The following is a 20,833-nucleotide window of genomic DNA, read 5'->3' on the forward strand; positions in this document are numbered from 1 at the left end:
ACCCGTGGCCGAAAACCGTCAGTTGGCGAACACGGCCACACCGTCCTCCGTCGCGTGCCTCGTCTCCAGTTCCTCGGCCTCGTGCGTGAGTGCCTTCCGCCGTACGACGACCACGAGCGCGCCCAGCACCGCGGTCACCGCCGCGACCACGAACGGGACGTGGATGTCGGTCCACTCCTCGATCTTCGGCGCGAAGTAGGGCGCCGCGGCCGCCGCGAACCACCGCACGAAGTTGTAGCCGGCGCTCGCCACCGGGCGCGGCGCGTCCGACACGCCGAGCGCCAGTTCGGTGTAGACGGTGTTGTTCACGCCGATGAAGGCGCCGGACAGGATCGTGCAGACGACGGCCGCGGTGTGGCTGCCGTAACCGAGGACCAGGACGTCGGCCGCGAGCAGCACCAGTGAGCCGCCGAGCACCTTCAGCGAACCGAACCGTGCCTGCATGCGCGGCGCCACGATCACCGAGAAGACGGCGAGCAGCACTCCCCAGGCGAAGAACACGGCACCCGACTTGTACGGGGTCATGTTCAGCACGAACGGCGTGAAGGCCAGCACGGTGAAGAACGTGTAGTTGTAGAAGAACGCCGAGACGGCGGCGGAGGCGAGGCCGCCGTGCCCCAGTGCCTTGATGGGGTCGAGCAGCGAGGTCTTGCGGGCCGGCTTCGGCTGTTCCTTCAGGAACACCGTGATGCACAGGAAGCCGACGGCCATCAGGAACGCGGTGCCGAAGAAGGGGTAGCGCCAGCTCTGGTTGCCGAGCAGCGCGCCCAGCAGGGGGCCGCAGGCCATGCCGAGGCCGAGCGCGGACTCGTACAGCAGGATCGCCGCGGCGCTCCCTCCCGCCGCCGCGCCGACGATGACCGCGAGGGCGGTCGAGACGAAGAGGGCGTTGCCGAGGCCCCAGCCCGCGCGGAAGCCGACCAGTTCGCCGACCGAGTCCGAGGTGCCGGCGAGGCCGGCGAAGACGACCACGAAGGCTAGGCCGAGCAGCAGGGTCTTGCGGCCGCCGATGCGGCTGGAGACGAAGCCGGTGACCAGCATCGCGACGGCCGTGATCAGGAAGTACGAGGTGAAGAGGAGGGAGACCTGACTGGGCGTGGCGTCCAGGCCCTTGGCGATGGACGGCAGGATCGGGTCGACGAGGCCGATGCCCATGAAGGCGACGACCGACGCGCCCGCCGTCGCCCACACGGCCTTGGGCTGGCGCAGGATGCCGCCGGCTCCCGCATCGAAGGGGTCCATGTCTTCGTGCCCTCCCGGATCTAGATGGTTGGTATATGCACATAGTAAGTTAGGTCAGCTAATTAATGCAAGATGCATCTAGTTCCTGCCGGAGAAGGGTTCCCTCCGGACGGGTGATCGTCCTTGACGTGGGGGAGCGAGGGTAGGACCGTGGGGCCCTATGAGGGGCGAACCCAGTTGCCCGAAGTGTGGTGGCCGGGTCAGGGCTCCCGGACTCTTCGCCGATACCTGGCAGTGCGATGTGCACGGCACCGTGCATCCGGTGCAGCCCGTGATCCCGCCCAGCGTCGAGGCCCTCAGTGTGGTGGTGCACCGCACGCAGGTGCCGGTGTGGATGCCGTGGCCGCTGCCGGTCGGCTGGTTGCACACGGGCGTGGCCTGCGCGGGCGACGACCGGCACGGCGGGCGGGCCACCGCGGTGGCCTGCTCGGGACCGGGCCCGCTCGGCGGCATAGGGGAGCTGATCCTCGTCGCCGAGGAGCTGGGCGTCGGCCTCGGTGCGCGGTACGCGGGCATCGACGGCCCGGACCCGGGACCGTACATGACCGTCGAGAAGCCACCCCAGGCCAAGGTCCTGGCCGGCGGCCGCCCCACGCCGCTGTGGCATGTCTCCGGCACACCGGACGACCGCGCGGTGTTCGCGGGCGAGGCGCGCGGGCTGTGGCTGTGGGCCGTGGTGTGGCCCGAGCAGTCGGGGCTGCTGATGTACGACGAGCTGGTGCTGACGGATCTGCGGGACGCGGGGGCGGAGGTCGAGCTGGTTCCCTGTGGGGCGCTCTCGCCCCGGCTGTTGGAACCCTGAGAGTCGGCTGTAGGGGGCGCGGTGCGGGTTCGGGTGTGACAAGGCACCCCTGGAGTCCCGTTATCCTTGGGTGTCCCCTTCCGTACCGTCACCGCCTGGAGTCCGCGTCGTGCGCATCGATCTGCACACCCACTCCACCGCTTCCGACGGTACGGACACCCCCGCCGAGCTGGTGCGGAACGCCGCGGCGGCCGGGCTGGACGTCGTCGCGCTGACCGACCACGACACCACCCGCGGGTACGCCGAGGCGATCGCCGCGGTGCCGGAGGGGCTGACCCTCGTCACCGGCGCCGAGCTGTCCTGCCGAATCGACGGCATCTCGATGCACATGCTCGCCTACCTCTTCGACCCCGAGGAGCCGGCCCTGCTCGCCGAGCGCGAGCTGGTGCGGGACGACCGGGTGCCGCGGGCCAAGGGCATGGTCGCCAAGCTGAACGGGCTCGGGGTGCCGGTCACCTGGGAGCAGGTCGAGCGGATCGCCGGCGGCGGTTCGGTCGGACGGCCGCATGTCGCCACCGCGCTGGTCGAGCTGGGGGTCGTCGCGAGCGTGAGCGACGCGTTCACGCCCGAGTGGCTCGCCGACGGCGGGCGGGCCTTCGTGGACAAGCACGAGACCGACCCCTTCGAGGCGATCCGGCTGGTCAAGGCCGCGGGCGGGGTCACCGTCTTCGCGCACCCGGGGGCCAGCAAGCGCGGTCGTACGGTGCCGGAGTCGGCGATCGCCGAGATGGCGGCCGCCGGGCTGGACGGCATCGAGGTCGACCACATGGACCACGACCCCGAGACCCGGGCGCGGCTGCGGGGGCTGGCGAAGGAACTGGGGCTGCTGGTCACCGGGTCCAGCGACTACCACGGCAGCCGGAAGACGTGCGTGCTCGGGGAGTACGTGACGGATCCCGAGGTGTACGGGGAGATCACCCGGCGGGCGACCGGGGCGTTCCCGGTGCCGGGCGCGGGCGGGGTCTGAGAGCCGCCCCCGACTCCCCGCTCACCCTCGTATCTCCCGCATCTCCCGTATCTCCCGCAAGGCCTCTTCAGTCATGTTCGACGCCGCCGTCTTCGGCTCTCTCTTCCTGACCCTTTTCGTCATCATGGATCCCCCTGGGATCACCCCGATCTTCCTCGCCCTCACCGCCGGCCGGCCCGGCAAGGTGCAGAAGCGGATGGCCTTCCAGGCCGTGTGCGTGGCGGGCGGTGTGATCGTGGTGTTCGGGCTTCTGGGGCACCAGATCCTGAACTACCTGCATGTCTCCGTACCCGCGCTGATGATCGCGGGCGGGCTGCTGCTCCTGCTGATCGCGCTGGACCTGCTGACCGGCAAGACCGACGAGCCGAAGCAGACCAAGGACGTCAACGTGGCGCTCGTACCTCTGGGCATGCCGCTGCTGGCCGGGCCGGGGGCGATCGTGTCCGTGATCCTCGCCGTGCAGAAGGCGGACAGCGTGGCCACGCAGGTGTCGGTGTGGTGCGCGATCCTCGCGATTCACGTGGTGCTGTGGGTGGTCATGCGGTACTCGCTGCTGATCATCCGCGTCATCAAGGACGGGGGTGTGGTGCTGGTGACCCGGCTCGCGGGGATGATGCTGTCCGCCATCGCCGTGCAGCAGATCATCAACGGGGTGACCCAGGTGATCAAGGGCGCGTGAGGGCGCGTGAGGGCGCGTGAGGCGCCGGAAAGCGTTAGAGCCCTGGTGCGGCGTCGCTGCCGTACCAGGGCTCCGAAGCTTCTGCGGTGATCCGCGTCTCTTACGCGGCCGTGTTCTCGGCCGGCCGGATCCAGAGGCGCTGGCCGATCGCGGCGGCCTGCTGGACGATCCGGTTGACGGAGGCGGCGTCCACGACAGTGCTGTCCACGGGCGTGCCGTCGACCTCGTCGAGTCGCATGATTTCGAAGCGCATGGCCTCTCCCTTCGTCTCGCTGTGTTCCGTAGTAGTCAACGGGCTGCGTGTTACAAACATTCCCTACGCTAAAGAAATTTTTCGAACGGCTAATTACTGACCGGTAAGTCATGCGTGAGGTGGTTGAAGGAGACTGACCGGGACCGGTTGTGTTCGCAGCGTGACCGCCGGGACAATGGAAGCGATGAACGACGACCACGCGGCCCTCAGTGCCCGCATCGACCGCACGAACGAGCTGCTGCAGCGCATGCTCGCCGAGGTGGCGAAGACGCCCTCGACACATGCGATCTTCGTCGACGCGGGATATCTGTACGCGGCCGCGGGACGGCTCGTCGCCGGCACCGAGGACCGGCGCGCGTTCGACCTGGACGCCGAGGGGCTGATCGAGGCGCTCATCGACCGGGCCCGGACGATTTTCGCGGACAGTCGACTGCTGCGGGTGTACTGGTACGACGGGGCTCGGCGGCGTATTCATACGGCTGAGCAGCAGTCGATCGCCGAACTCCCGGACGTGAAGGTCCGGTTGGGCAACCTCAACGCCAACAACCAGCAGAAGGGCGTCGACTCACTGATCCGGACGGACCTGGAGTCGCTGGCCAGACACCGGGCCATCAGCGACGCCGCACTGCTCGGCGGCGACGAGGACCTGGTGTCGGCGGTGGAGGCCGCGCAGGGGTACGGCGCCCGGGTGCACCTGTGGGGCATCGAGGCGCCCGAGGGGCGCAACCAGGCCGAGCCGCTGCTGTGGGAGGTCGACAGCCAGCGGACCTTCGACCTGGAGTTCTTCAAGCCGTACGTCTCCCGGCGGGCGGCCCCCGCCTATGACGCCACGGCGACCCGGCCGACGCGCGAGGACGTGCGTTTCGTCGGCGCGCAGATCGCGGCGAAGTGGCTGGCGGCGCGGGGGCGGGAGGCCCTGGTCGAGCTGCTGCCCGGGCACCCGTATCTGCCCGGGTCCGTCGACCAGGATCTGCTGGTGGAGGCGGAGGGGCTGCTGCAGTACTCGCTGCGCGGGCAGGCGGATCTGCGGCGGGCGTTGCGGGACGGGTTCTGGGAGCACCTGCAGGCGCAGTACTAGTAGTACTAGTAGCGTGGTCCGGCGACGGCGGTGTCCGTCCGGACCCAACTATTACCGCGGGCCGGTGGCGTCCGTCCGGTCCCAGAAGTCGGCGAAGGCCCGGGCCGTTTCCAGGGGATTGTCGGTGTTCGGGGAGTGCTCGGCACCCTGGACGACCGTGCGGTGGGCGCGCAGACGCAGGGCCATGTCGTCGAGGAGCGTCACCGGCCAGGTGTCGTCCCGGGAGCCCGAGAGGACGTGGAACGGGATCGGGACGGCGGCGAGTTCCGCGACGCGGTCCGGTTCGACGCACAACTGGCGGCCGGTGGCGAGGAGTTGGGCGGGCTTGTTGCCCAGCCAGCGGCGGCGCAGGTCCTCCTGGTCGGCCAGTCCCTCGTCCAGGCCTCCCTCCACCTCCCCGGTCTCGGTCTCCTCCGGCGGCTCCATCGCCTGGATCGCCTCCCACACCTCCGCCATCGTCATGACGGCGAGCGCGTCCCGGAGCAGCTTGACGCGCTGCTGCTGGGAGACGGAGATCTGGGCGGGGCCCGAGGCCATGAGGGTGAGGGAGCGGAAGGGGGAGTGGTCCAGCAGTACGGCGGCCCGGGCGATCTGGCCGCCGAGGGAGTGGCCGACGAGGTGTACGGGCGTGTCGAGGGCGCCGAGGGTGTCGAGGGTGCCGAGGGCGGCGGCCTGGGCGAGGACGTCCCGGGCCAACTCCTCCTGGGCGTAGGCCGATTCGTCGGTCTCCGGGCCGTCCGACTCGTACTGGCCGCGGCCGTCGACGGCGACGGTGTGGTAGCCGCGGGCGTTGAGCGCCTCGTGGAGGGGGTTGAAGTCCTCCTTGCTGCCCGTGAAGCCGGGGAGGAGGAGGGCGGTGCCCTTCGGGGGGACGCCGGCCGCCGCGGGGGCGTCCACCGCGGCGAAGTCCCCGCGGGAGGTGCGGAGGGTGACCGCGCGGGCGCCGGGGGGAGGGGTGAAGGACGGAGGGCGGCTCATGGGGTGAGGTTATCCGGCGAGGGTGACGGGGAGGTGTCGGGGCCGGCCGGGTGCCTGGCCCCTTGCCGCGGGTGGTGCGCGGGGGGTGCGCGGGGGGTCGGGGGTGGGGTCGGGATCGGGGCGGTACGGCGAACCCGCCGCCGGTGGTGTCGCTGTCGGTCGAGAGGCGGGCGAGCCCGTCTGGCGTCGTACGCGGCGGGTTGCGCCGCACCGCCCCACTCCCGTGCGTGGGCGGCTGCGGGTGGGTGGGGCTGCGGGTGTGCTCCCGTGCGTGCGTGCGTGGGTGGCTGGCGGTCGGTGGGTCCTTCACTGGTCCGCTCTCGTCCGCATGCGGCTTCTGGACTCGGCTGGATTCCGTTGTCGCGTCTGGAATGCCGACGGCCCGGGCCACGTGAGGTGGGCCGGGCCGTCGGTGCGGAGAGGGTCAGCTCTCCGTGGGCTCCGCTGTGGCTGCGGTCTTGCGGGTGCGGCGGGCTCGGGGCTTGGCCTCGGGCTCCGTCGCGGTCTGGGCCGGGATCTCGGCGGCGGCCGCGGTCTTGCGGGTGCGGCGCGGCTTGGTCTCAGCGACCTCGGTGGCCTCCGTCGCTGCCGTCGCCTTGCGGGTGCGGGTGCGGGGCTTGGCCTCGGTGGTCTCCGGCGTGGTGACCGCCTCGGCGGCCTCGGTGGCCTTGCGCGTGCGGCGGCGGGGCTTGGCTTCCGCTGCCTCCGCCGTGTCGACGGCGGCCTCGGCCGCTGCCGCCGACTTGCGCGTGCGCGGCTTCGGGGCCGTGGCTTCCGCCGTGTTGACCGCCGCCTCCGCCGCCGTCGCCTTGCGGGTGCGGCGGGCTCGGGGCTTGGCCTCGGGCTCCGTCGCGGTCTGGGCCGGGATCTCGGCGGCGGCCGCGGTCTTGCGGGTGCGGCGCGGCTTGGCCTCGGTCGCCTCGGCCGTGTCGACTGCCGTCTCGGCGGCGGCCGTTGCCTTACGGGTGCGCGTGCGCGGCTTGGGCTCGGACGCCGTGGGCTCCGTCGCCGTAACCGCCTCGGTGGCCTTGCGGGTGCGGCGGCGCGGCTTGGCCTCCGTCGCCTCCGCCGTGTCGACTGCCGTCTCGGCGGCGGCCGTTGCCTTGCGCGTCCGGGTGCGGGGCTTCGCCTCGGTGGCCTCGGCCGTGTCGACTGCCGTCTCGGCGGTGGTCGTCGCCTTGCGGGTGCGGGTGCGCGGCTTGGCCTCCGTTGCCTCGGCCGGCTCGGTGGCGGTCTCCGCGGGTGCCGTCGCCTTGCGCGTACGGCGGCGCGGTGCCGTCTCCGTCGCCTCCGGGGCGGACTCGGTGGTCCCCTCGGCGGTGTCGACCGCGGTCTCCGCCGCGGCCGTCGCCTTGCGGGTGCGGCGGCGCGGCTCGGCCTGGGTCTCCGGGGCGGGGCCTTCCGCCGTGGCCACGGCGGACTGCGCCGGCTCGGACGTCGTCGTTGCCGTGGCCGGCAGCTGGTCCGAGGACGCGCCCGCGCGGGTGCGGCGACGGCGACGCGGAGTCCGGGTGGCCGTGGCCTCCTCGGGGGCCGAGGTGGTCTCCTGCGTGGCTTCCGGGGCGGCGGCGCCGTCCAGCGGCGTACCGCTGCGCGTACGGCGGCGGCGACGCGGCGTACGCGCCGGACGCTCGCGGTCCGCGCCGCGCTCCTCGGGGCGGCCGTTGCGGTCGCCCCGGCCACCGCGTCCGCGTGCGCCGCGTCCGCCGGTCTCGCCCAGGTCCTCCAGCTCCTCCGCGTCGAGGCCCGCACGCGTGCGCTCGGCACGCGGCAGGACACCCTTGGTGCCCGCGGGGATGCTCAGCTCCTCGAAGAGGTGCGGGGAGGTGGAGTACGTCTCCGGCGGATCGTTGAAGGACAGCTCCAGCGCCTTGTTGATCAGCTGCCAGCGCGGGATGTCGTCCCAGTCGACCAGGGTGATCGCGATGCCCTTGGCACCCGCGCGGCCCGTGCGGCCGATGCGGTGCAGGTACGTCTTCTCGTCCTCGGGGGACTGGTAGTTGATGACGTGGGTGACGCCCTCGACGTCGATGCCTCGGGCGGCGACGTCCGTACAGACCAGGACGTCGACCTTGCCGTTGCGGAAGGCGCGCAGGGCCTGCTCGCGGGCGCCCTGGCCGAGGTCGCCGTGGACCGCGCCGGAGGCGAACCCGCGCTGCTTGAGCTGGTCGGCGAGGTCGGCCGCGGTGCGCTTGGTGCGGCAGAAGACCATGGCCAGTCCCCGGCCGTCGGCCTGCAGTATGCGCGCGACCAGCTCGGGCTTGTCCATGTTGTGCGCGCGGTAGACGTGCTGTGAGATGTTCGCGACCGTCACGCCCTCGTCGTCCGGCGCGGTGGCGCGGATGTGCGTGGGCTGCGACATGTAGCGGCGGGCCAGGCCGATGACCGCGCCCGGCATGGTCGCCGAGAACAGCATGGTCTGGCGCTTGGCCGGAAGCATGTCGATGATCTTCTCGACGTCGGGCAGGAAACCCAGGTCGAGCATCTCGTCGGCCTCGTCGAGGACGAGCGACTTGATGTGCTTGAGGTTGAGCTTCTTCTGGCCCGCGAGGTCGAGGAGCCGGCCCGGGGTGCCGACGACCACGTCGACGCCCTTCTTGAGGGCCTCCACCTGGGGCTCGTAGGCGCGGCCGCCGTAGATCGCGGTCACGCGCACGTTGCGGACCTTGCCCGCGGTCAGCAGGTCGTTGGTGACCTGCGTGCACAGCTCGCGCGTGGGGACGACGACGAGCGCCTGCGGGGTGTCGGTGAGGTCCTCGGGCTTCGCGCGGCCGGCCTCGACGTCGGCGGGGACGGTGACGCGCTCGAGGAGCGGGAGGCCGAACCCCAGCGTCTTGCCGGTGCCGGTCTTGGCCTGGCCGATGACGTCCGTGCCGGAAAGGGCGACGGGGAGCGTCATCTCCTGGATGGGGAAGGGGGTGATGATGCCGACGGCCTCGAGGGCCTCGGCGGTCTCGGGAAGGATTCCGAGATCTCTGAACGTCGTAGTCAGGGTGCTGCCTCTTCTGTGTGCGCGGTGCGAGGCGAGCGCGGGGGTCTTTGACGGACCGTGCCGGGGACGTCGGCTGCCTTACGGGCTTGCTGCCGTAACGCACGGGACCACTGCCGACGCTCTAGCGCTCGTACCGCTGAGGGTGTCCCTCCGGTCGTCGTACGCGATGTGCCGTACGAACTCGGAGAGCTGTCGGGTCGGAGCCGATCGGGCCACCGACCGGGCATCCTCAAACGTGCGGCCCGTCGTGTACGGCGTCAGCAGAGGCTTCTCTGCGACGTACGTACTCAGCAGGCGCATTACCACCATACCCCGGAATCCCGCACATGCGATGGCCGATTTGGTCACGTAGTCGTCGTCACACTGATTGACCAGGGCCTTCCCCCGCCCGGCGAGCGGGCTATTGTGCGCTTCATGACGACCTCTGACAAGCCTGACAACGCCTCCGACGCCCCCCAGGAACCCACCGGAGTCGCCGCCCAGGACTGGGCGAAGGCCTCCGCCGACCCGCAGTACCGTGCCGCGGTCGTCGACCTCCTCGGCGCGCTCGCCTACGGCGAACTCGCGGCGTTCGAGCGGCTCGCGGAGGACGCCAAGCTGGCGCCGACCCTGGCGGACAAGGCGGAGCTGGCGAAGATGGCGTCGGCCGAGTTCCACCACTTCGAGCGGCTGCGCGACCGGCTCACGGAGATCGGTGAGGAACCCACGCACGCGATGGAGCCGTTCGTCGCCGCACTGGACGGCTTCCACCGGCAGACGGCGCCCTCGGACTGGCTGGAGGGGCTCGTCAAGGCCTACGTCGGTGACTCGATCGCCAGCGACTTCTACCGCGAGGTCGCCGCGCGGCTCGACTCCGACTCGCGCGAGCTGGTGCTCGCGGTGCTGGACGACACCGGGCACGCCGGTTTCGCCGTGGAGAAGGTGCGGGCGGCCATCGACGCCGACCCGCGCGTGGGCGGGCGGCTCGCGCTGTGGGCGCGACGGCTCATGGGCGAGGCCCTGTCGCAGTCGCAGCGCGTGGTCGCCGACCGGGACGCCCTGTCGACGATGCTCGTGGGCGGGGTCGCCGACGGGTTCGACCTCGCCGAGGTGGGGCGCATGTTCTCCCGGATCACCGAGGCGCACACCAAGCGGATGGCGGCGCTGGGGCTGGCGGCCTAGGCTTCCGGCCCGCGGCCGTCGTCGTCGTTCACGCCGGGGCCGACCGGCGGAGTCTTCCCGCCGGGCGCAGGAGCAGGGAGAGCGAAGCCGCGGAGACGATCGCCGCTCCCAGGAGGATGAAGACCACGAAGCCGGGGTCCAGCGCGCTGTGGGTGATGAAGGCGCCGAAGAGGGCTCCGGCGACGCCCGTCGCCAGTACCAGGGAGCGGGCCGGGAGGCGGTGCGAGAAGCGGCGGTTCGCCGCCCATGCCAGCACCAGACCGAGCAGAGCGGAGCCGAGCGCTTCGAACAACATCATGGGGTCCCTCCCACACGGCCACACTGCGCATCACGGTCGTAGCCCGTCATACCCGTGACCTGCGGAATGCAATCCTCCTCTGTGCGCTCCTTGTGCTCCATATGTGGAGGAGAAAAATCTTGCGGGGAGGGTGGGGGAGCGGACGGGGAAAGCGTGCGAGAGGGGCCCGGCGACCATGCGTCGCCGGGCCCCTCTCGTCGTGTGCCGCTTGCTGTTACAGCGCGCCGAAACCCACCTTGCGGGGGGCCGGCTCGCCGAGCTCTACGTAGGCGAGGCGCTCGGCCGGGACGAGGACCTTGCGGCCGTGCTCGTCCACGAGGGAGAGCAGCTGCGACTTCCCCGCCAGGGCGTCGGCCACGATCCGCTCGACCTCCTCGGCACTCTGACCGCTCTCCAGAACGATCTCGCGGGGCGCGTGCTGCACGCCGATCTTGACCTCCACGGCTATGTCCCTCCGACGGTCAGTAAGTGCGCGACCATTCCGCGCCGTACCCAGCACACATTAGCCCGGTGAGGGGACGTACACGCTCCGCGCCTGAACGCCAGGAGCGAACAGCGAGCGGGAACAAACGGCCCGCACGCGCGCGTGCGGGCCAGTTGCGTGTCAGTGGTGCTGCTCGATGCCGTGCAGCGGGAAGCCCGCGATGCCACGCCAGGCCAGCGAGGTCAGCAGCTGAACCGCCTGGTCGCGCGGGACGCTGCGGTCGCTGTGCAGCCAGGAGCGGGCCACCACCTGGGCGAGGCCGCCCAGGCCCGAGGCCAGCAGCATCGACTCCGCGCGGGACAGGCCGGTGTCCTCGGCGATGACCTCGCAGATCGCCTCCGCGCACTCGTTCGTGACCTTGTCGACGCGCTCGCGGACCGCGGGCTCGTTCGTCAGGTCCGACTCGAAGACCAGGCGGAAGGCACCGCCGTCGTCCTCGACGTACGCGAAGTACGCGTCCATGGTCGCCCGTACGCGCTGCTTGTTGTCCGTGGTCGACGCGAGCGCTCCGCGCACCGCCCCGATCAGTGACTCGCAGTGCTGGTCCAGCAGGGCCAGGTAGAGGTCGAGCTTGCCCGGGAAGTGCTGGTAGAGCACCGGCTTGCTGACGCCGGCGCGCTCGGCGATGTCGTCCATCGCGGCCGCGTGGTAACCCTGCGCCACGAAGACCTCCTGCGCGGCGCCCAGCAGCTGATTCCGTCGGGCACGGCGCGGCAGGCGCGTGCCCCGCGGGCGTGCCGCCTCTGTCTGCTCGATGGCTGTCACGCCGCCTCCCAAATTCGTCCACATGCGGTGTGCGCCGCGCGGCCATCGTACTTTTCGGTAACCCTGGTGTGCGCGGTGCGAGCGCAGAATTTCACGGACCGGACGGCCGTGAAAGCCGCGCATAGGGTTTCAAAACGGGATTCGGCGGGCAGTGGGCCGTCTTCTGCCAGCTCAGCGGCACCCTTCCGTGCGGCCGTGTCCCCCGTCAGCGGTAGTCGTCCTCGTCGAGGGAGACCACGCGGCGCTGTTCGACCAGGTCCGCCTCGTTCGCCCGGGCCGGGTCCACGTCCTCCAGTGGGTCGTCGCGGTCCGGCGTCACGTCGGCGTGCTGCTCCGCCGCGTCGTTCTCCGGGGCCTCCACGTCGAACTCCGGCGCCTCCTGGGCGTCGTCGTCCTCGAACGTCTCCGGATCAGTGGGGTCGATGGCCATGTCGGGCTCCCTTCCTACGAATGTCCCTGCGAATGTCCCTGGAAGAAGCAGGGGCCGCACCGGGTGCCCATTCCACGAGCCTAGGAGACACCCGATCCGGACGCCATGCCACGTGCGTACGATCTGTGACGGCGAACACATGAGCCACTACGTGATCGTCTCGTAACATTGCCGCATGTCTTCGACCGAGCTGCCGTCCGTTCCGGCGTCCACCGCGCTCCCGAGGGTGGCGCCCGTCAGGGTCGCCGAGGGCGAGCGGCTCAGGTCGGTCGGACTGCCCGGGATCACCCTGACGATCCGGTCGAGACCACCCGCGCGCGAGGGGCTGCCGCCCGCGCTGTACGTCCATGGCCTCGGCGGTTCCTCGCAGAACTGGTCGGAGCTGATGCAGCAGCTCGAAGGCGTCGTCGACGGCGAGGCCATCGACCTGCCGGGCTTCGGCGACTCCCCGCCGCCGGACGACGGCGACTACTCGGTCACCGGGCACGCGCGTGCCGTGATCCGCTATCTCGACTCGACCGGGCGCGGTCCCGTGCACGTCTTCGGCAACTCGCTCGGCGGCGCGGTCACCACGCGCGTGGCGGCCCTCCGCCCCGACCTGGTCCGCACGCTCACCCTCGTCTCGCCGGCGCTGCCCGAGATCCTCGTCCAGCGCACCGCCGTGCCGACGGCGCTGCTCGCGCTGCCGGGGGTGGCCGGCTTCTTCACGCGGTACACGCGTGGCTGGACGGCCGAGCAGCGCGTCCGCGGGGTCCTAGGGCTCTGTTACGGCGATCCCGGGCGGGTGACGCCGGAAGGTTTCCGCAACGCGGTCGAGGAGATGGAGCGGCGGCTCCAACTGCCGTACTTCTGGGACGCGATGGCGCGTTCCGCGCGCGGGGTGGTGAACGCGTACACGCTGGGCGGCCAGCACGGGCTGTGGCGCCAGGCCGAGCGCGTCCTCGCGCCGACCCTCCTCGTCTACGGCGGCCGCGACCAGCTGGTCGGCTTCCGCATGGCCCAGAAGGCGGCCCGCGCCTTCCCCGACTCCCGTCTGCTGACCCTGCCGGAGGCGGGACACGTGGCGATGATGGAGTACCCGGAGACGGTGGCCCGCGCGTTCGTCGAACTCCTCACGGAAACCGGGGAGTTGGCGGCTGGTGCGGCTGGTGCGGCTGGTGCGGCTGGTGCGGCTGGTGCGGCCGGCGGGGTCGGCGGGGGCTCGGTGGACGGTGCGGCGGCGGCAGTCGGCGGGCGTTCGGTGGAGGCTGTGGCACCCGTTGACGCGGACCCGTCCGCGGCCGAGAGCGCGGGGAGCTGAGGGCCGACGTGGGACGCCACAGCCGCCGCGGGGGAGCTGCCGCCGCGAAGGGTGACGCAGGGGACATAGGCGAGGGGAAGGGAGCTCGGGGGGCTGGTGGTTCGGGGAGGTCGGTGAGGCCTGAGGGCTCCGAGGCCCCGAGGATGGCTGACGGGACGCCTGCGCGTGGGGTGCCGCGATTGCCGGACGGTACGCCGGCTCGTGGGGTGCCGAGGATGGCGGAGGGGACGCCCGCGCGTGGGGTGCCGAGGATGGCGGACGGCGCGCCCGCGCGTGGGGTGCCGCGGTTGCCCGACGGGACGCCCGCGCGCGGGGTGCCGCGTTTTGCCGACGGGACGCCGGCTCATGGTGTCCCGCGGTTGCCTGACGGGACGCCGGGGCGTGGTGTGCCGCGTTATGCCGACGGGACCCCTGCCCGGGGTGTTCCTCAAGTTCGTGGTGGGCATCCCGAGCAGCGTGAAGGTGGGGGCGGCTGGGGGCGGTTGAGCGGGCTGAACGGAGCCGGGTACGGGGCCGTCGGCGGGCCCGGGGCTGCCATTCCCCGGCAGCGGCAGGCACCTCCTGGTACGCCCCGGCAGGACTATCTCGATGCCTTCGGCGACGGCGACGGTGGCGGCGATGACGTCGACGTCTTCGCTCCTCGTCGCGGCGCCCCCGCATCGCACCCCACAGGCCCTCACCCCGACCCCGCCGACCACTACGCCTCCGTCACCGACTGGGACCCCCGCACCGGGGTCGGCGTCGCGTCCGACACGGAGGGGGACGCCGACGACCCGCCGCCGACCGGTGTGCCCGCGCAGGCCAAGGGGGCCAAGGGGCGTACGTTCACCGGTATCGCGGCCGCCGCCGTCACCACCGTGCTGGCAGTCGTGGTCGCCGGCCAGGTCACGCAGGGGCGCGACGATTCCACCCTCGGTACGCAGTCGGCCACCGATCAGGCGCGGGACGTCCGCGACTCGTCCTCGCGCGGGGACGGGCGGCCCACGCCGTCCTCGTCGGCGAGCGTCACGACATTGACGTACACGCAGAAGATGGACACGAAGTACACATTGAGTCCCACGCTCAAGGGATCCGGGAAGTTCGACGCCATCCCCGGGACCGACAAGGCGCCGGGGAAGGGTCAGAAGTACACCTACCGCGTGGACGTGGAGCAGGGGCTCGGCCTCGACGGGGAGCTGTTCGCGCAGGCCGTGCAGAAGACGCTCAACGACGACCGGAGCTGGGCCCACGACGGCGCCCGCACCTTCGAGCGCGTCTCCTCCGGCAAACCGGACTTCGTGATCACCCTGGCCAGCCCCGGGACCACCGCGACCTGGTGCGCCAAGTCCGGCCTGGACACCACCGAGGACAACGTCTCCTGCGACTCCGCCTCCACCCAGCGCGTCATGATCAATGCGTACAGATGGGCACAGGGATCAACCACATACGGTGATCAGATCCATGCGTACCGGCAAATGTTGATCAATCACGAGGTCGGTCACCGGCTCGGCTACAGCCACGTCACCTGCAGCAAGAACGGACAGCTCGCGCCGGTCATGCAGCAGCAGACCAAGTTCCTCGACCACGACGGGATCCACTGTCTGCCCAACCCCTGGCCGTATCCCGGGAGTTGACAGGAGCCACATAGGTCACGTTGACATGCGCAGAAAGTTCATACATATTTCTGGGCATGTCGACCGTTCACGCCTCCTGCCGCGCCGCCATCGAGCTGGCGCTCATCGGCGTGACCCCGCTCTGCGTGGCCGACATCCACTGTCGCTGACGCCCGCCCTCAGGCGTTCGCGTCGCGATTTCTTTCCCCTTCCGTGACTGGGTCACGGTTTTCGACGACCTGACGCCCGGGCAGAGGTCTGTTCGCTTCCGTCTCACTCCTCGTCAATCCGTCTCACTATTCGGGCCATAGGGGTCCGAACCATCCGAGAGGTCGTCATTCCGATGCGTCAACCGTCCGACACAGCGCGCCGAGTGGCCGCGGTATCCGTAGGCCTTGTTCTGGCAGCGGGCGCCGCCGCCTGCGGGCCCAAGGACAACGATGCCAAGGGCTCCGGTGGCGACTCCACGCCGCACAAGGGCGGCACCCTGACGGTGCTGAACTCCAGCCCGCAGGAGAACTTCGACCCGGCCCGGCTGTACACCTCGGGCGGCGGAAACGTCCCGTCCCTGGTCTTCCGCACGCTCACCACCCGCAACCGTGAGGCCGGCGCCGCCGGCGCCAAGGTCGTCCCGGACCTCGCCACCGACACCGGGCGTCCCAACAAGGACGCGACCGTGTGGACGTACACCCTGAAGAAGGGCCTCAAGTACGAGGACGGCACGGCGATCACGTCCGCCGACATCAAGTACGGCATCGAGCGCTCCTTCGCGCCCGAACTGTCCGGCGGCGCGCCCTACTTGCGGGACTGGCTGGTCGGCGCGGCCGACTACCAGGGGCCGTACAAGGACAAGAAGGGCCTGTCGGCGATCGAGACGCCGGACGAGCGGACCATCGTCTTCCACCTGAACAAGCCCGAGGGCGAGTTCCCGTACCTGGCCACCCAGACGCAGTTCACGCCCGTCCCGAAGGCCAAGGACACCGGCACGAAGTACGCCGAGCACCCGGTCTCGTCCGGCCCGTACAAGGTCGTCGAGAACGAGAACAACGGTGAGCACATCGTCCTGGAGCGCAACAAGTACTGGTCCACCGCGACGGACGCCGAGCGCAAGGCCTACCCGGACAAGGTCGACGTGAAGTCCGGGCTCGACTCCTCCGTGATCAACCAGCGGCTGTCGGCGTCCCAGGGCACGGACGCCGCCGCCGTCACGACGGACACCAACCTCGGCCCGGCCGAACTCGCCAAGGTGACCGGGGACAAGGACCTCGCCTCGCGCGTCGGCACCGGCCACTTCGGCTACACGAACTACATAGCGTTCAACCCGACGGTCAAGCCGTTCAACAACATCAAGGTGCGCCAGGCGATCTCGTACGCCGTCGACCGCTCGTCCGTGATCAACGCCGCGGGCGGCTCCGCGCTCGCCGAGGCCGCGACCACCTACCTGCCGAACCAGAAGTCCTTCGGCTACGAGCCCTACGACCTCTTCCCGGCGGGCAAGACGGGCAACCCGGCGAAGGCCAAGGAGCTGCTCAAGGAGGCCGGTTACCCGAACGGGCTCACCGTCACGCTGACGCACTCCAACGCCAAGGACTTCGAGACCAGCCCGGAGATCGCGACCGCCATCCAGGACGCGCTCAAGAAGGCCGGCATCACGGTCAAGCTGCAGGGTCTGGAGGACAACGACTACTCCGACACGATCCACAATGTGAAGACCGAGCCGGGCTTCTTCCTCGCCCACTGGGGTGCGGACTGGCCGTCCGGCGGTCCCTTCCTCGCCCCGATCTTCGACGGACGGCAGATCGTCAAGGACGGCGCGAACTTCAACACGGGCCTGCTCAATGACAAGTCGGTCAATGCCGAGATTGACGCGATCAACAAGTTGACCGATCTTGACGCTGCCGCCAAGAGGTGGGGTGCACTGGACAAGAAGATCGGCGAGCAGGCGCTGACCGTCCCGCTGTTCCACCCCGTCTACAAGCGCCTGGTCGGCAAGGACATCCGCAACGTCGTGATCAGCGACTGGACCGGCGTCCTTGACATCTCGCAGGTCGCGGTGAAGTAGCGCCGTGAGCGAGGCACTTGTCGCCACCCAGGTCCCCGAGGCGGACGCCTCGGGGACCTCGGGGGCCCGTCAGTTCTGGCGGCGGCTGCGAGCGCAGCGCGCCGCCCTCGTCGCGGCGGCCGTCGTCGCCCTGCTGGTCCTGGTCGCGCTCGCCGCGCCGCTGCTCACGGCGATCGAGGGCCAGGACCCGACCACCTACCACCCCTCACTCGTCGACTCCGCGCGCGGAGGCGTGCCGATCGGCTCCTTCGGCGGCATCAGCGGGGACCACTGGCTGGGCGTCGAACCGCAGACCGGACGCGATCTGTTCGCACGTCTGGTCTACGGCGCCCGGGTCTCCCTGGGTGTGGCGCTGGCCGCCACCGCCGTACAGGTCCTCCTCGGTGTCGTCGTGGGTGTCGCGTCCGCGCTCGGCAATCGATGGGTTGATCAACTGTTGAGCCGGATCGCCGACATCATCGTCGCCATGCCGTTGATGATCATGGCGTTGGCGCTGCTGGCCGTCGTGCCCGGCAGCTTCCCGAGGCCCGTCCTGGTCGCGCTCATCATCGGCTTCGTCGCCTGGGGCACGATCGCCAAGATCACCCGCGCCGCGACGCTCACCCTCAAGGAACTCGACTACGTGTCCGCCGCCCGGCTCAGCGGCTGGGGCACCTGGCGCATCGCCCGCCGGGAACTCCTGCCCGGCCTCGCCGCGCCCATCATCACCTACGCCGCCCTGATGGTGCCGGCCAACATCACCATCGAGGCCGCGCTGTCCTTCCTCGGCGTCGGCGTGAAGCCGCCCACCCCGTCCTGGGGGCAGATGCTCACCTCGGCCAACGTCTGGTACCAGGCAGCCCCGCAGTACCTGCTGCTGCCCGCGGGCGCGCTCTTCGTGACCGTCCTCGCGCTCACCGTCCTCGGCGACGGCATCCGCACGGCCCTCGACCCGCGCGCGGCCTCCCGCCTGCGCGTCGGCACGGGCCGCGGGCAGGAGGCGAAGTCATGAGCGGCTTCGCCGGATTCGCGGTGCGCCGCACCGTGGCCGCCGTCCTCACCCTGCTCGCCCTCTCGGTGATCATCTACGTCGTCTTCTACGCCACCCCCGGCAACGTCGCCCAGATCACCTGCGGCCCGCGCTGCTCGCCGGAACAGGTCCACCAGGTCGCCCAGCAGCTCAGGCTGGACGACCCGCTGTACCTGCGCTACTGGCACTTCCTGGAGGGCATCGTCGTCGGCCAGGACTACTCGACCGGCACGTCCGTCGAGCACTGCTCGGCGCCCTGCCTCGGGCAGTCGTACCAGAGCGACCAGCAGGTCATGCAGATCATCCTGACCAAGCTGCCGGTCAGCCTGTCGCTGGTGATCGGCGCGATGGTGCTCTGGCTGCTGCTGGGCGTCGGCACCGGCATCCTCTCCGCCTGGCGGCGCGGCCGCCTCAGCGAGCGCGTGCTGACCGGCATCACCCTGGCCGGCCTCTCCACGCCCGTCTTCGTCATCGGGCTCGTCCTGATGATCGTGGTGTGCGGACAGCTGGAGCTGCTGCCCTTCCCGGAGTACGTCTCCTTCTCCGACGACCCCGAACAGTGGGCCTGGGGCCTCCTGCTGCCCTGGCTGACCCTCGCGCTCGGCGAGGCGGCCTACTTCGCGCGGCTCACGCGCGCGTCGATGCTGGAGACCCTTGCGGAGGACCACATCCGCACCTTCCGTGCCTACGGAGTGGGCGAGCGGTCCATCGTCGGCCGGCACGCCCTGCGGGGCGCCCTGGCGCCGATCATCGCCCTGAACGCCAACGACTTCGGCAGCGCGGTGGGCGGTGCCGTCCTCATCGAGTCGCTGTTCGGCCTTCCCGGCATCGGCCAGGAGCTCGTCCACGCGGTCAACGTGGTCGACCTGCCCGTCGTGGTCGGCATGGTCCTGGTCATCGGCTTCTTCGTGGTCCTCGCCAACGCCGTCGCGGACGTGCTGTACGCGCTGGCCGACCGACGGGTGGTACTGACGTGAGTCTCGTCCAAGTCACGGATCTGACCGTCGAGTTCGGCGACCTGCGGGCCGTCGACGGCCTCTCCTTCGAGCTGGCGCCGGGCGCCGCCCTCGCCCTGGTCGGCGAGTCCGGCTCCGGCAAGTCCACGGTCGCCTCGGCCCTGCTGGGCCTGCACCGCGGCACGGGCGCGCGCGTCGGCGGCTCGATCGAGGTCGCCGGCACCGACGTACGGAAGGCGTCCGACGAGGAGTTGCGGCGGCTGCGCGGGGCGAAGGCGGCGATGGTGTTCCAGGACCCGTTGTCGTCCCTCGACCCGTACTACGCGATCGGCGACCAGATCGCCGAGGTGTACCGCGTGCACACGCGCGTGTCGCGACGCGTCTCACGCGCGCGTGCCGTCGAGGTCCTCGACCGGGTCGGAATTCCGGACGCACAGCGCCGGTCCCGGTCGCGCCCGCACGAGTTCAGCGGCGGCATGCGCCAGCGCGCCCTCATCGCCATGGCGCTCGCCTGCGAGCCCGAGCTGCTGATCGCCGACGAGCCGACCACCGCCCTCGACGTGACCGTCCAGGCCCAGATCCTCGACCTGCTGCACACACTGCGCGAGGAGACCGGCATGGGGTTGCTGCTCGTCACCCACGACGTCGGCGTCGCCGCCGAGAGCGTCGACCGGGTGCTCGTCATGCAGCACGGGCGCGTGGTCGAACAGGGGCCGGTGGCGGCCGTGCTGGGGGCGCCGGCGGAGGCGTACACGCGGGAGCTCATGGCGGCCGTGCCGCGCGTGGACGACCGGCGCACGCCGTCCGAGGCCTCCGACGAGGTCGTCTTGGAGGCGACCGGCCTGCGGCGTGAGTTCGGCCGCGGCAAGCGGACGTTCAGGGCCGTGGACGACGTCTCGCTGACCATCCACCGGGGCGAGACCCTCGGTGTCGTCGGCGAGAGCGGCAGCGGCAAGACGACGCTCGGGCGGATGCTGGTCGGACTGCTGGAGCCCACCGCGGGGGAGGTCCGTTACGACGGCCACGCACGCGTGGGCGTGAATCCGGCCGTCCAGATGGTGTTCCAGGACCCCGTCTCCTCCCTCAACCCGCGCCGCAGCGTGGGCGAGTCGATAGCCGACCCGCTACGCGCGCGTGGTGAGCGCGACGAGAAGGCGATCAGGGGGCGCGTGCGGGAACTGCTGGAGCGCGTGGGGCTCGAAGGGGCGCACTACGACCGGTACCCGCACGAGTTCAGTGGCGGCCAGCGCCAGCGCGTCGGCATCGCGCGGGCGCTCGCGGCCGACCCGCGCGTGATCGTCTGCGACGAGCCGGTCTCCGCGCTGGATGTCACCACACAGGCCCAGGTCGTCGCCCTGCTCGGCGAACTCCAGCGCGAACTCGGCCTCGCGCTCGTCTTCGTGGCGCACGACCTCGCCGTGGTCCGCCAGGTCAGCGACCGGGTCGCGGTGATGCGCGGCGGCCGGATCGTCGAATCGGGCCCCGCCGACGAGGTGTACGACAACCCCCAGGACCCGTACACCAAGCAGTTGCTGGCCGCCGTACCGGCGCTCGACCCCCAGGTCGCGGCCCGGCGCCGAGCCGAACGGCGGGAGCTGGCCGCAGCCTGACGTAACGTAACTGCTTGATCTCTTAGCGCGATCGAACGCGACCCGCACGGGAAAGTTACGACCGTTCACCCCTTTTGGTGGCGCGATGGACAACCGTCCGTCGCGCCACCGCCTTGTCCGCATACGTTCTTCCCGCTGCGAGCCGTCGGGTCAACGGCGGCTCCCCAAACGGGAG

At 70.9% G+C, this 20,833-nt stretch carries 20 protein-coding genes; 12 read left to right on the forward strand and 8 right to left on the reverse strand.

Translation table 11 applies throughout. The annotated features are described in order from the left end of the window. Nucleotides 1-18 precede the first annotated feature (18 nt). Nucleotides 19-1,242, reverse strand: coding sequence for an MFS transporter (locus tag MQP27_RS17585; RefSeq protein WP_242766130.1), 1,224 nt, complete (start codon nucleotides 1,240-1,242; stop codon nucleotides 19-21). A gap of 160 nt (nucleotides 1,243-1,402) precedes the next feature. On the opposite strand from MQP27_RS17585, the gene MQP27_RS17590 reads away from it, so the two are divergent. The 3 genes from MQP27_RS17590 (at nucleotide 1,403) to MQP27_RS17600 (ending at nucleotide 3,690) form a co-directional block, all read left to right on the forward strand. Next, nucleotides 1,403-2,044 carry a DUF6758 family protein gene (locus MQP27_RS17590; RefSeq protein WP_242766131.1) on the forward strand — a complete coding sequence of 214 codons (642 nt, stop codon included), beginning with the start codon at nucleotides 1,403-1,405 and terminating at the stop codon, nucleotides 2,042-2,044. Nucleotides 2,045-2,153: 109 nt separating this feature from the next. After that, a complete protein-coding gene (locus MQP27_RS17595) occupies nucleotides 2,154-3,011 on the forward strand; it encodes a PHP domain-containing protein (protein ID WP_242766132.1) in 858 nt (285 codons plus the stop codon). Between the two features lie 73 nt (nucleotides 3,012-3,084). Then, nucleotides 3,085-3,690, forward strand: a complete 606-nt coding sequence (locus MQP27_RS17600) for a MarC family protein (RefSeq protein ID WP_242766133.1) — start codon at nucleotides 3,085-3,087, stop codon at nucleotides 3,688-3,690. Nucleotides 3,691-3,790: 100 nt separating this feature from the next. Here MQP27_RS17600 and MQP27_RS17605 read toward each other — a convergent pair whose 3' ends face one another. Next, the gene (locus MQP27_RS17605) at nucleotides 3,791-3,943 is read right to left on the reverse strand and encodes a DUF8834 family protein (protein ID WP_133044490.1); all 153 of its coding nucleotides are present in this window, start codon (nucleotides 3,941-3,943) and stop codon (nucleotides 3,791-3,793) included. Between the two features lie 184 nt (nucleotides 3,944-4,127). On the opposite strand from MQP27_RS17605, the gene MQP27_RS17610 reads away from it, so the two are divergent. Further along, nucleotides 4,128-5,021: an NYN domain-containing protein gene (locus MQP27_RS17610; RefSeq protein ID WP_242766134.1), complete on the forward strand. Its 894-nt coding sequence runs from the start codon at nucleotides 4,128-4,130 to the stop codon at nucleotides 5,019-5,021. A gap of 51 nt (nucleotides 5,022-5,072) precedes the next feature. Here the strand turns inward: MQP27_RS17610 and MQP27_RS17615 are convergent, their stop codons facing one another. Together MQP27_RS17615 and MQP27_RS17620 are read right to left on the reverse strand one after the other, a co-directional pair. Next, complete coding sequence (locus MQP27_RS17615) at nucleotides 5,073-5,999, reverse strand: alpha/beta fold hydrolase (RefSeq protein ID WP_242766135.1); 927 nt, start codon at nucleotides 5,997-5,999, stop codon at nucleotides 5,073-5,075. 424 nt (nucleotides 6,000-6,423) lie between these two features. Continuing rightward, a complete protein-coding gene (locus MQP27_RS17620) occupies nucleotides 6,424-8,898 on the reverse strand; it encodes a DEAD/DEAH box helicase (protein WP_242766136.1) in 2,475 nt (824 codons plus the stop codon). Nucleotides 8,899-9,405: 507 nt separating this feature from the next. Here MQP27_RS17620 and MQP27_RS17625 point away from each other — a divergent pair. After that, the gene (locus MQP27_RS17625) at nucleotides 9,406-10,152 is read left to right on the forward strand and encodes a ferritin-like fold-containing protein (protein WP_242766137.1); all 747 of its coding nucleotides are present in this window, start codon (nucleotides 9,406-9,408) and stop codon (nucleotides 10,150-10,152) included. A 28-nt stretch (nucleotides 10,153-10,180) separates the two neighbouring features. On the opposite strand, the gene MQP27_RS17630 is transcribed toward MQP27_RS17625, so the two are convergent. The 4 genes from MQP27_RS17630 to MQP27_RS17645 all read right to left on the reverse strand — a co-directional run bounded on the left by MQP27_RS17630 (nucleotide 10,181) and on the right by MQP27_RS17645 (nucleotide 12,129). Beyond that, on the reverse strand, nucleotides 10,181-10,447 hold the full coding sequence (locus MQP27_RS17630) for a hypothetical protein (protein ID WP_242766533.1): 267 nt from the start codon (nucleotides 10,445-10,447) through the stop codon (nucleotides 10,181-10,183). A 217-nt stretch (nucleotides 10,448-10,664) separates the two neighbouring features. Beyond that, on the reverse strand, nucleotides 10,665-10,892 hold the full coding sequence (locus MQP27_RS17635; RefSeq protein ID WP_242766138.1) for a DUF3107 domain-containing protein: 228 nt from the start codon (nucleotides 10,890-10,892) through the stop codon (nucleotides 10,665-10,667). Between the two features lie 162 nt (nucleotides 10,893-11,054). Continuing rightward, complete coding sequence (locus tag MQP27_RS17640) at nucleotides 11,055-11,699, reverse strand: TetR/AcrR family transcriptional regulator (protein ID WP_242766139.1); 645 nt, start codon at nucleotides 11,697-11,699, stop codon at nucleotides 11,055-11,057. Nucleotides 11,700-11,904: 205 nt separating this feature from the next. Continuing rightward, nucleotides 11,905-12,129, reverse strand: a complete 225-nt coding sequence (locus MQP27_RS17645; RefSeq protein ID WP_242766140.1) for an Rv3202a family protein — start codon at nucleotides 12,127-12,129, stop codon at nucleotides 11,905-11,907. Between the two features lie 175 nt (nucleotides 12,130-12,304). On the opposite strand from MQP27_RS17645, the gene MQP27_RS17650 reads away from it, so the two are divergent. From MQP27_RS17650 to MQP27_RS17675, 7 genes are all read left to right on the forward strand, one after another. Then, on the forward strand, nucleotides 12,305-13,429 hold the full coding sequence (locus tag MQP27_RS17650) for an alpha/beta fold hydrolase (protein ID WP_242766141.1): 1,125 nt from the start codon (nucleotides 12,305-12,307) through the stop codon (nucleotides 13,427-13,429). A 482-nt stretch (nucleotides 13,430-13,911) separates the two neighbouring features. Further along, on the forward strand, nucleotides 13,912-15,042 hold the full coding sequence (locus MQP27_RS17655; protein ID WP_504979078.1) for a DUF3152 domain-containing protein: 1,131 nt from the start codon (nucleotides 13,912-13,914) through the stop codon (nucleotides 15,040-15,042). A 56-nt stretch (nucleotides 15,043-15,098) separates the two neighbouring features. Continuing rightward, complete coding sequence (locus tag MQP27_RS51645) at nucleotides 15,099-15,191, forward strand: Ms4533A family Cys-rich leader peptide (protein WP_372511216.1); 93 nt, start codon at nucleotides 15,099-15,101, stop codon at nucleotides 15,189-15,191. 173 nt (nucleotides 15,192-15,364) lie between these two features. After that, nucleotides 15,365-17,083 carry an ABC transporter substrate-binding protein gene (locus tag MQP27_RS17660; protein ID WP_242766143.1) on the forward strand — a complete coding sequence of 573 codons (1,719 nt, stop codon included), beginning with the start codon at nucleotides 15,365-15,367 and terminating at the stop codon, nucleotides 17,081-17,083. A gap of 4 nt (nucleotides 17,084-17,087) precedes the next feature. Beyond that, nucleotides 17,088-18,074, forward strand: a complete 987-nt coding sequence (locus MQP27_RS17665; RefSeq protein WP_242766144.1) for an ABC transporter permease — start codon at nucleotides 17,088-17,090, stop codon at nucleotides 18,072-18,074. Continuing rightward, the gene (locus tag MQP27_RS17670) at nucleotides 18,071-19,069 is read left to right on the forward strand and encodes an ABC transporter permease (RefSeq protein ID WP_242766145.1); all 999 of its coding nucleotides are present in this window, start codon (nucleotides 18,071-18,073) and stop codon (nucleotides 19,067-19,069) included. Before MQP27_RS17665 ends, MQP27_RS17670 begins: the two co-directional genes overlap by 4 nt. Then, the gene (locus tag MQP27_RS17675; RefSeq protein ID WP_242766146.1) at nucleotides 19,066-20,658 is read left to right on the forward strand and encodes a dipeptide ABC transporter ATP-binding protein; all 1,593 of its coding nucleotides are present in this window, start codon (nucleotides 19,066-19,068) and stop codon (nucleotides 20,656-20,658) included. Before MQP27_RS17670 ends, MQP27_RS17675 begins: the two co-directional genes overlap by 4 nt. Nucleotides 20,659-20,833: the final 175 nt, after the last annotated feature.

The sequence above is a fragment of the Streptomyces cylindrosporus genome (genome assembly GCF_022698165.1).
Lineage (GTDB): Bacteria > Actinomycetota > Actinomycetes > Streptomycetales > Streptomycetaceae > Streptomyces > Streptomyces cylindrosporus.

What these genes read in the sequence shown, in the direction of transcription:
- MQP27_RS17585 (WP_242766130.1), bottom strand. Translation starts at nt 1,242, where the DNA reads ATGGACCCCTTCGATGCGGGAGCCGGCGGCATCCTGCGCCAGCCCAAG.
- MQP27_RS17590 (WP_242766131.1), top strand. Translation starts at nt 1,403, where the DNA reads ATGAGGGGCGAACCCAGTTGCCCGAAGTGTGGTGGCCGGGTCAGGGCT.
- MQP27_RS17600 (WP_242766133.1), top strand. Translation starts at nt 3,085, where the DNA reads ATGTTCGACGCCGCCGTCTTCGGCTCTCTCTTCCTGACCCTTTTCGTC.
- MQP27_RS17605 (WP_133044490.1), bottom strand. Translation starts at nt 3,943, where the DNA reads ATGCGCTTCGAAATCATGCGACTCGACGAGGTCGACGGCACGCCCGTG.
- MQP27_RS17610 (WP_242766134.1), top strand. Translation starts at nt 4,128, where the DNA reads ATGAACGACGACCACGCGGCCCTCAGTGCCCGCATCGACCGCACGAAC.
- MQP27_RS17615 (WP_242766135.1), bottom strand. Translation starts at nt 5,999, where the DNA reads ATGAGCCGCCCTCCGTCCTTCACCCCTCCCCCCGGCGCCCGCGCGGTC.
- MQP27_RS17620 (WP_242766136.1), bottom strand. Translation starts at nt 8,898, where the DNA reads ATGACGCTCCCCGTCGCCCTTTCCGGCACGGACGTCATCGGCCAGGCC.
- MQP27_RS17625 (WP_242766137.1), top strand. Translation starts at nt 9,406, where the DNA reads ATGACGACCTCTGACAAGCCTGACAACGCCTCCGACGCCCCCCAGGAA.
- MQP27_RS17630 (WP_242766533.1), bottom strand. Translation starts at nt 10,447, where the DNA reads ATGTTGTTCGAAGCGCTCGGCTCCGCTCTGCTCGGTCTGGTGCTGGCA.
- MQP27_RS17645 (WP_242766140.1), bottom strand. Translation starts at nt 12,129, where the DNA reads ATGGCCATCGACCCCACTGATCCGGAGACGTTCGAGGACGACGACGCC.
- MQP27_RS17650 (WP_242766141.1), top strand. Translation starts at nt 12,305, where the DNA reads ATGTCTTCGACCGAGCTGCCGTCCGTTCCGGCGTCCACCGCGCTCCCG.
- MQP27_RS51645 (WP_372511216.1), top strand. Translation starts at nt 15,099, where the DNA reads ATGTCGACCGTTCACGCCTCCTGCCGCGCCGCCATCGAGCTGGCGCTC.
- MQP27_RS17660 (WP_242766143.1), top strand. Translation starts at nt 15,365, where the DNA reads ATGCGTCAACCGTCCGACACAGCGCGCCGAGTGGCCGCGGTATCCGTA.
- MQP27_RS17670 (WP_242766145.1), top strand. Translation starts at nt 18,071, where the DNA reads ATGAGCGGCTTCGCCGGATTCGCGGTGCGCCGCACCGTGGCCGCCGTC.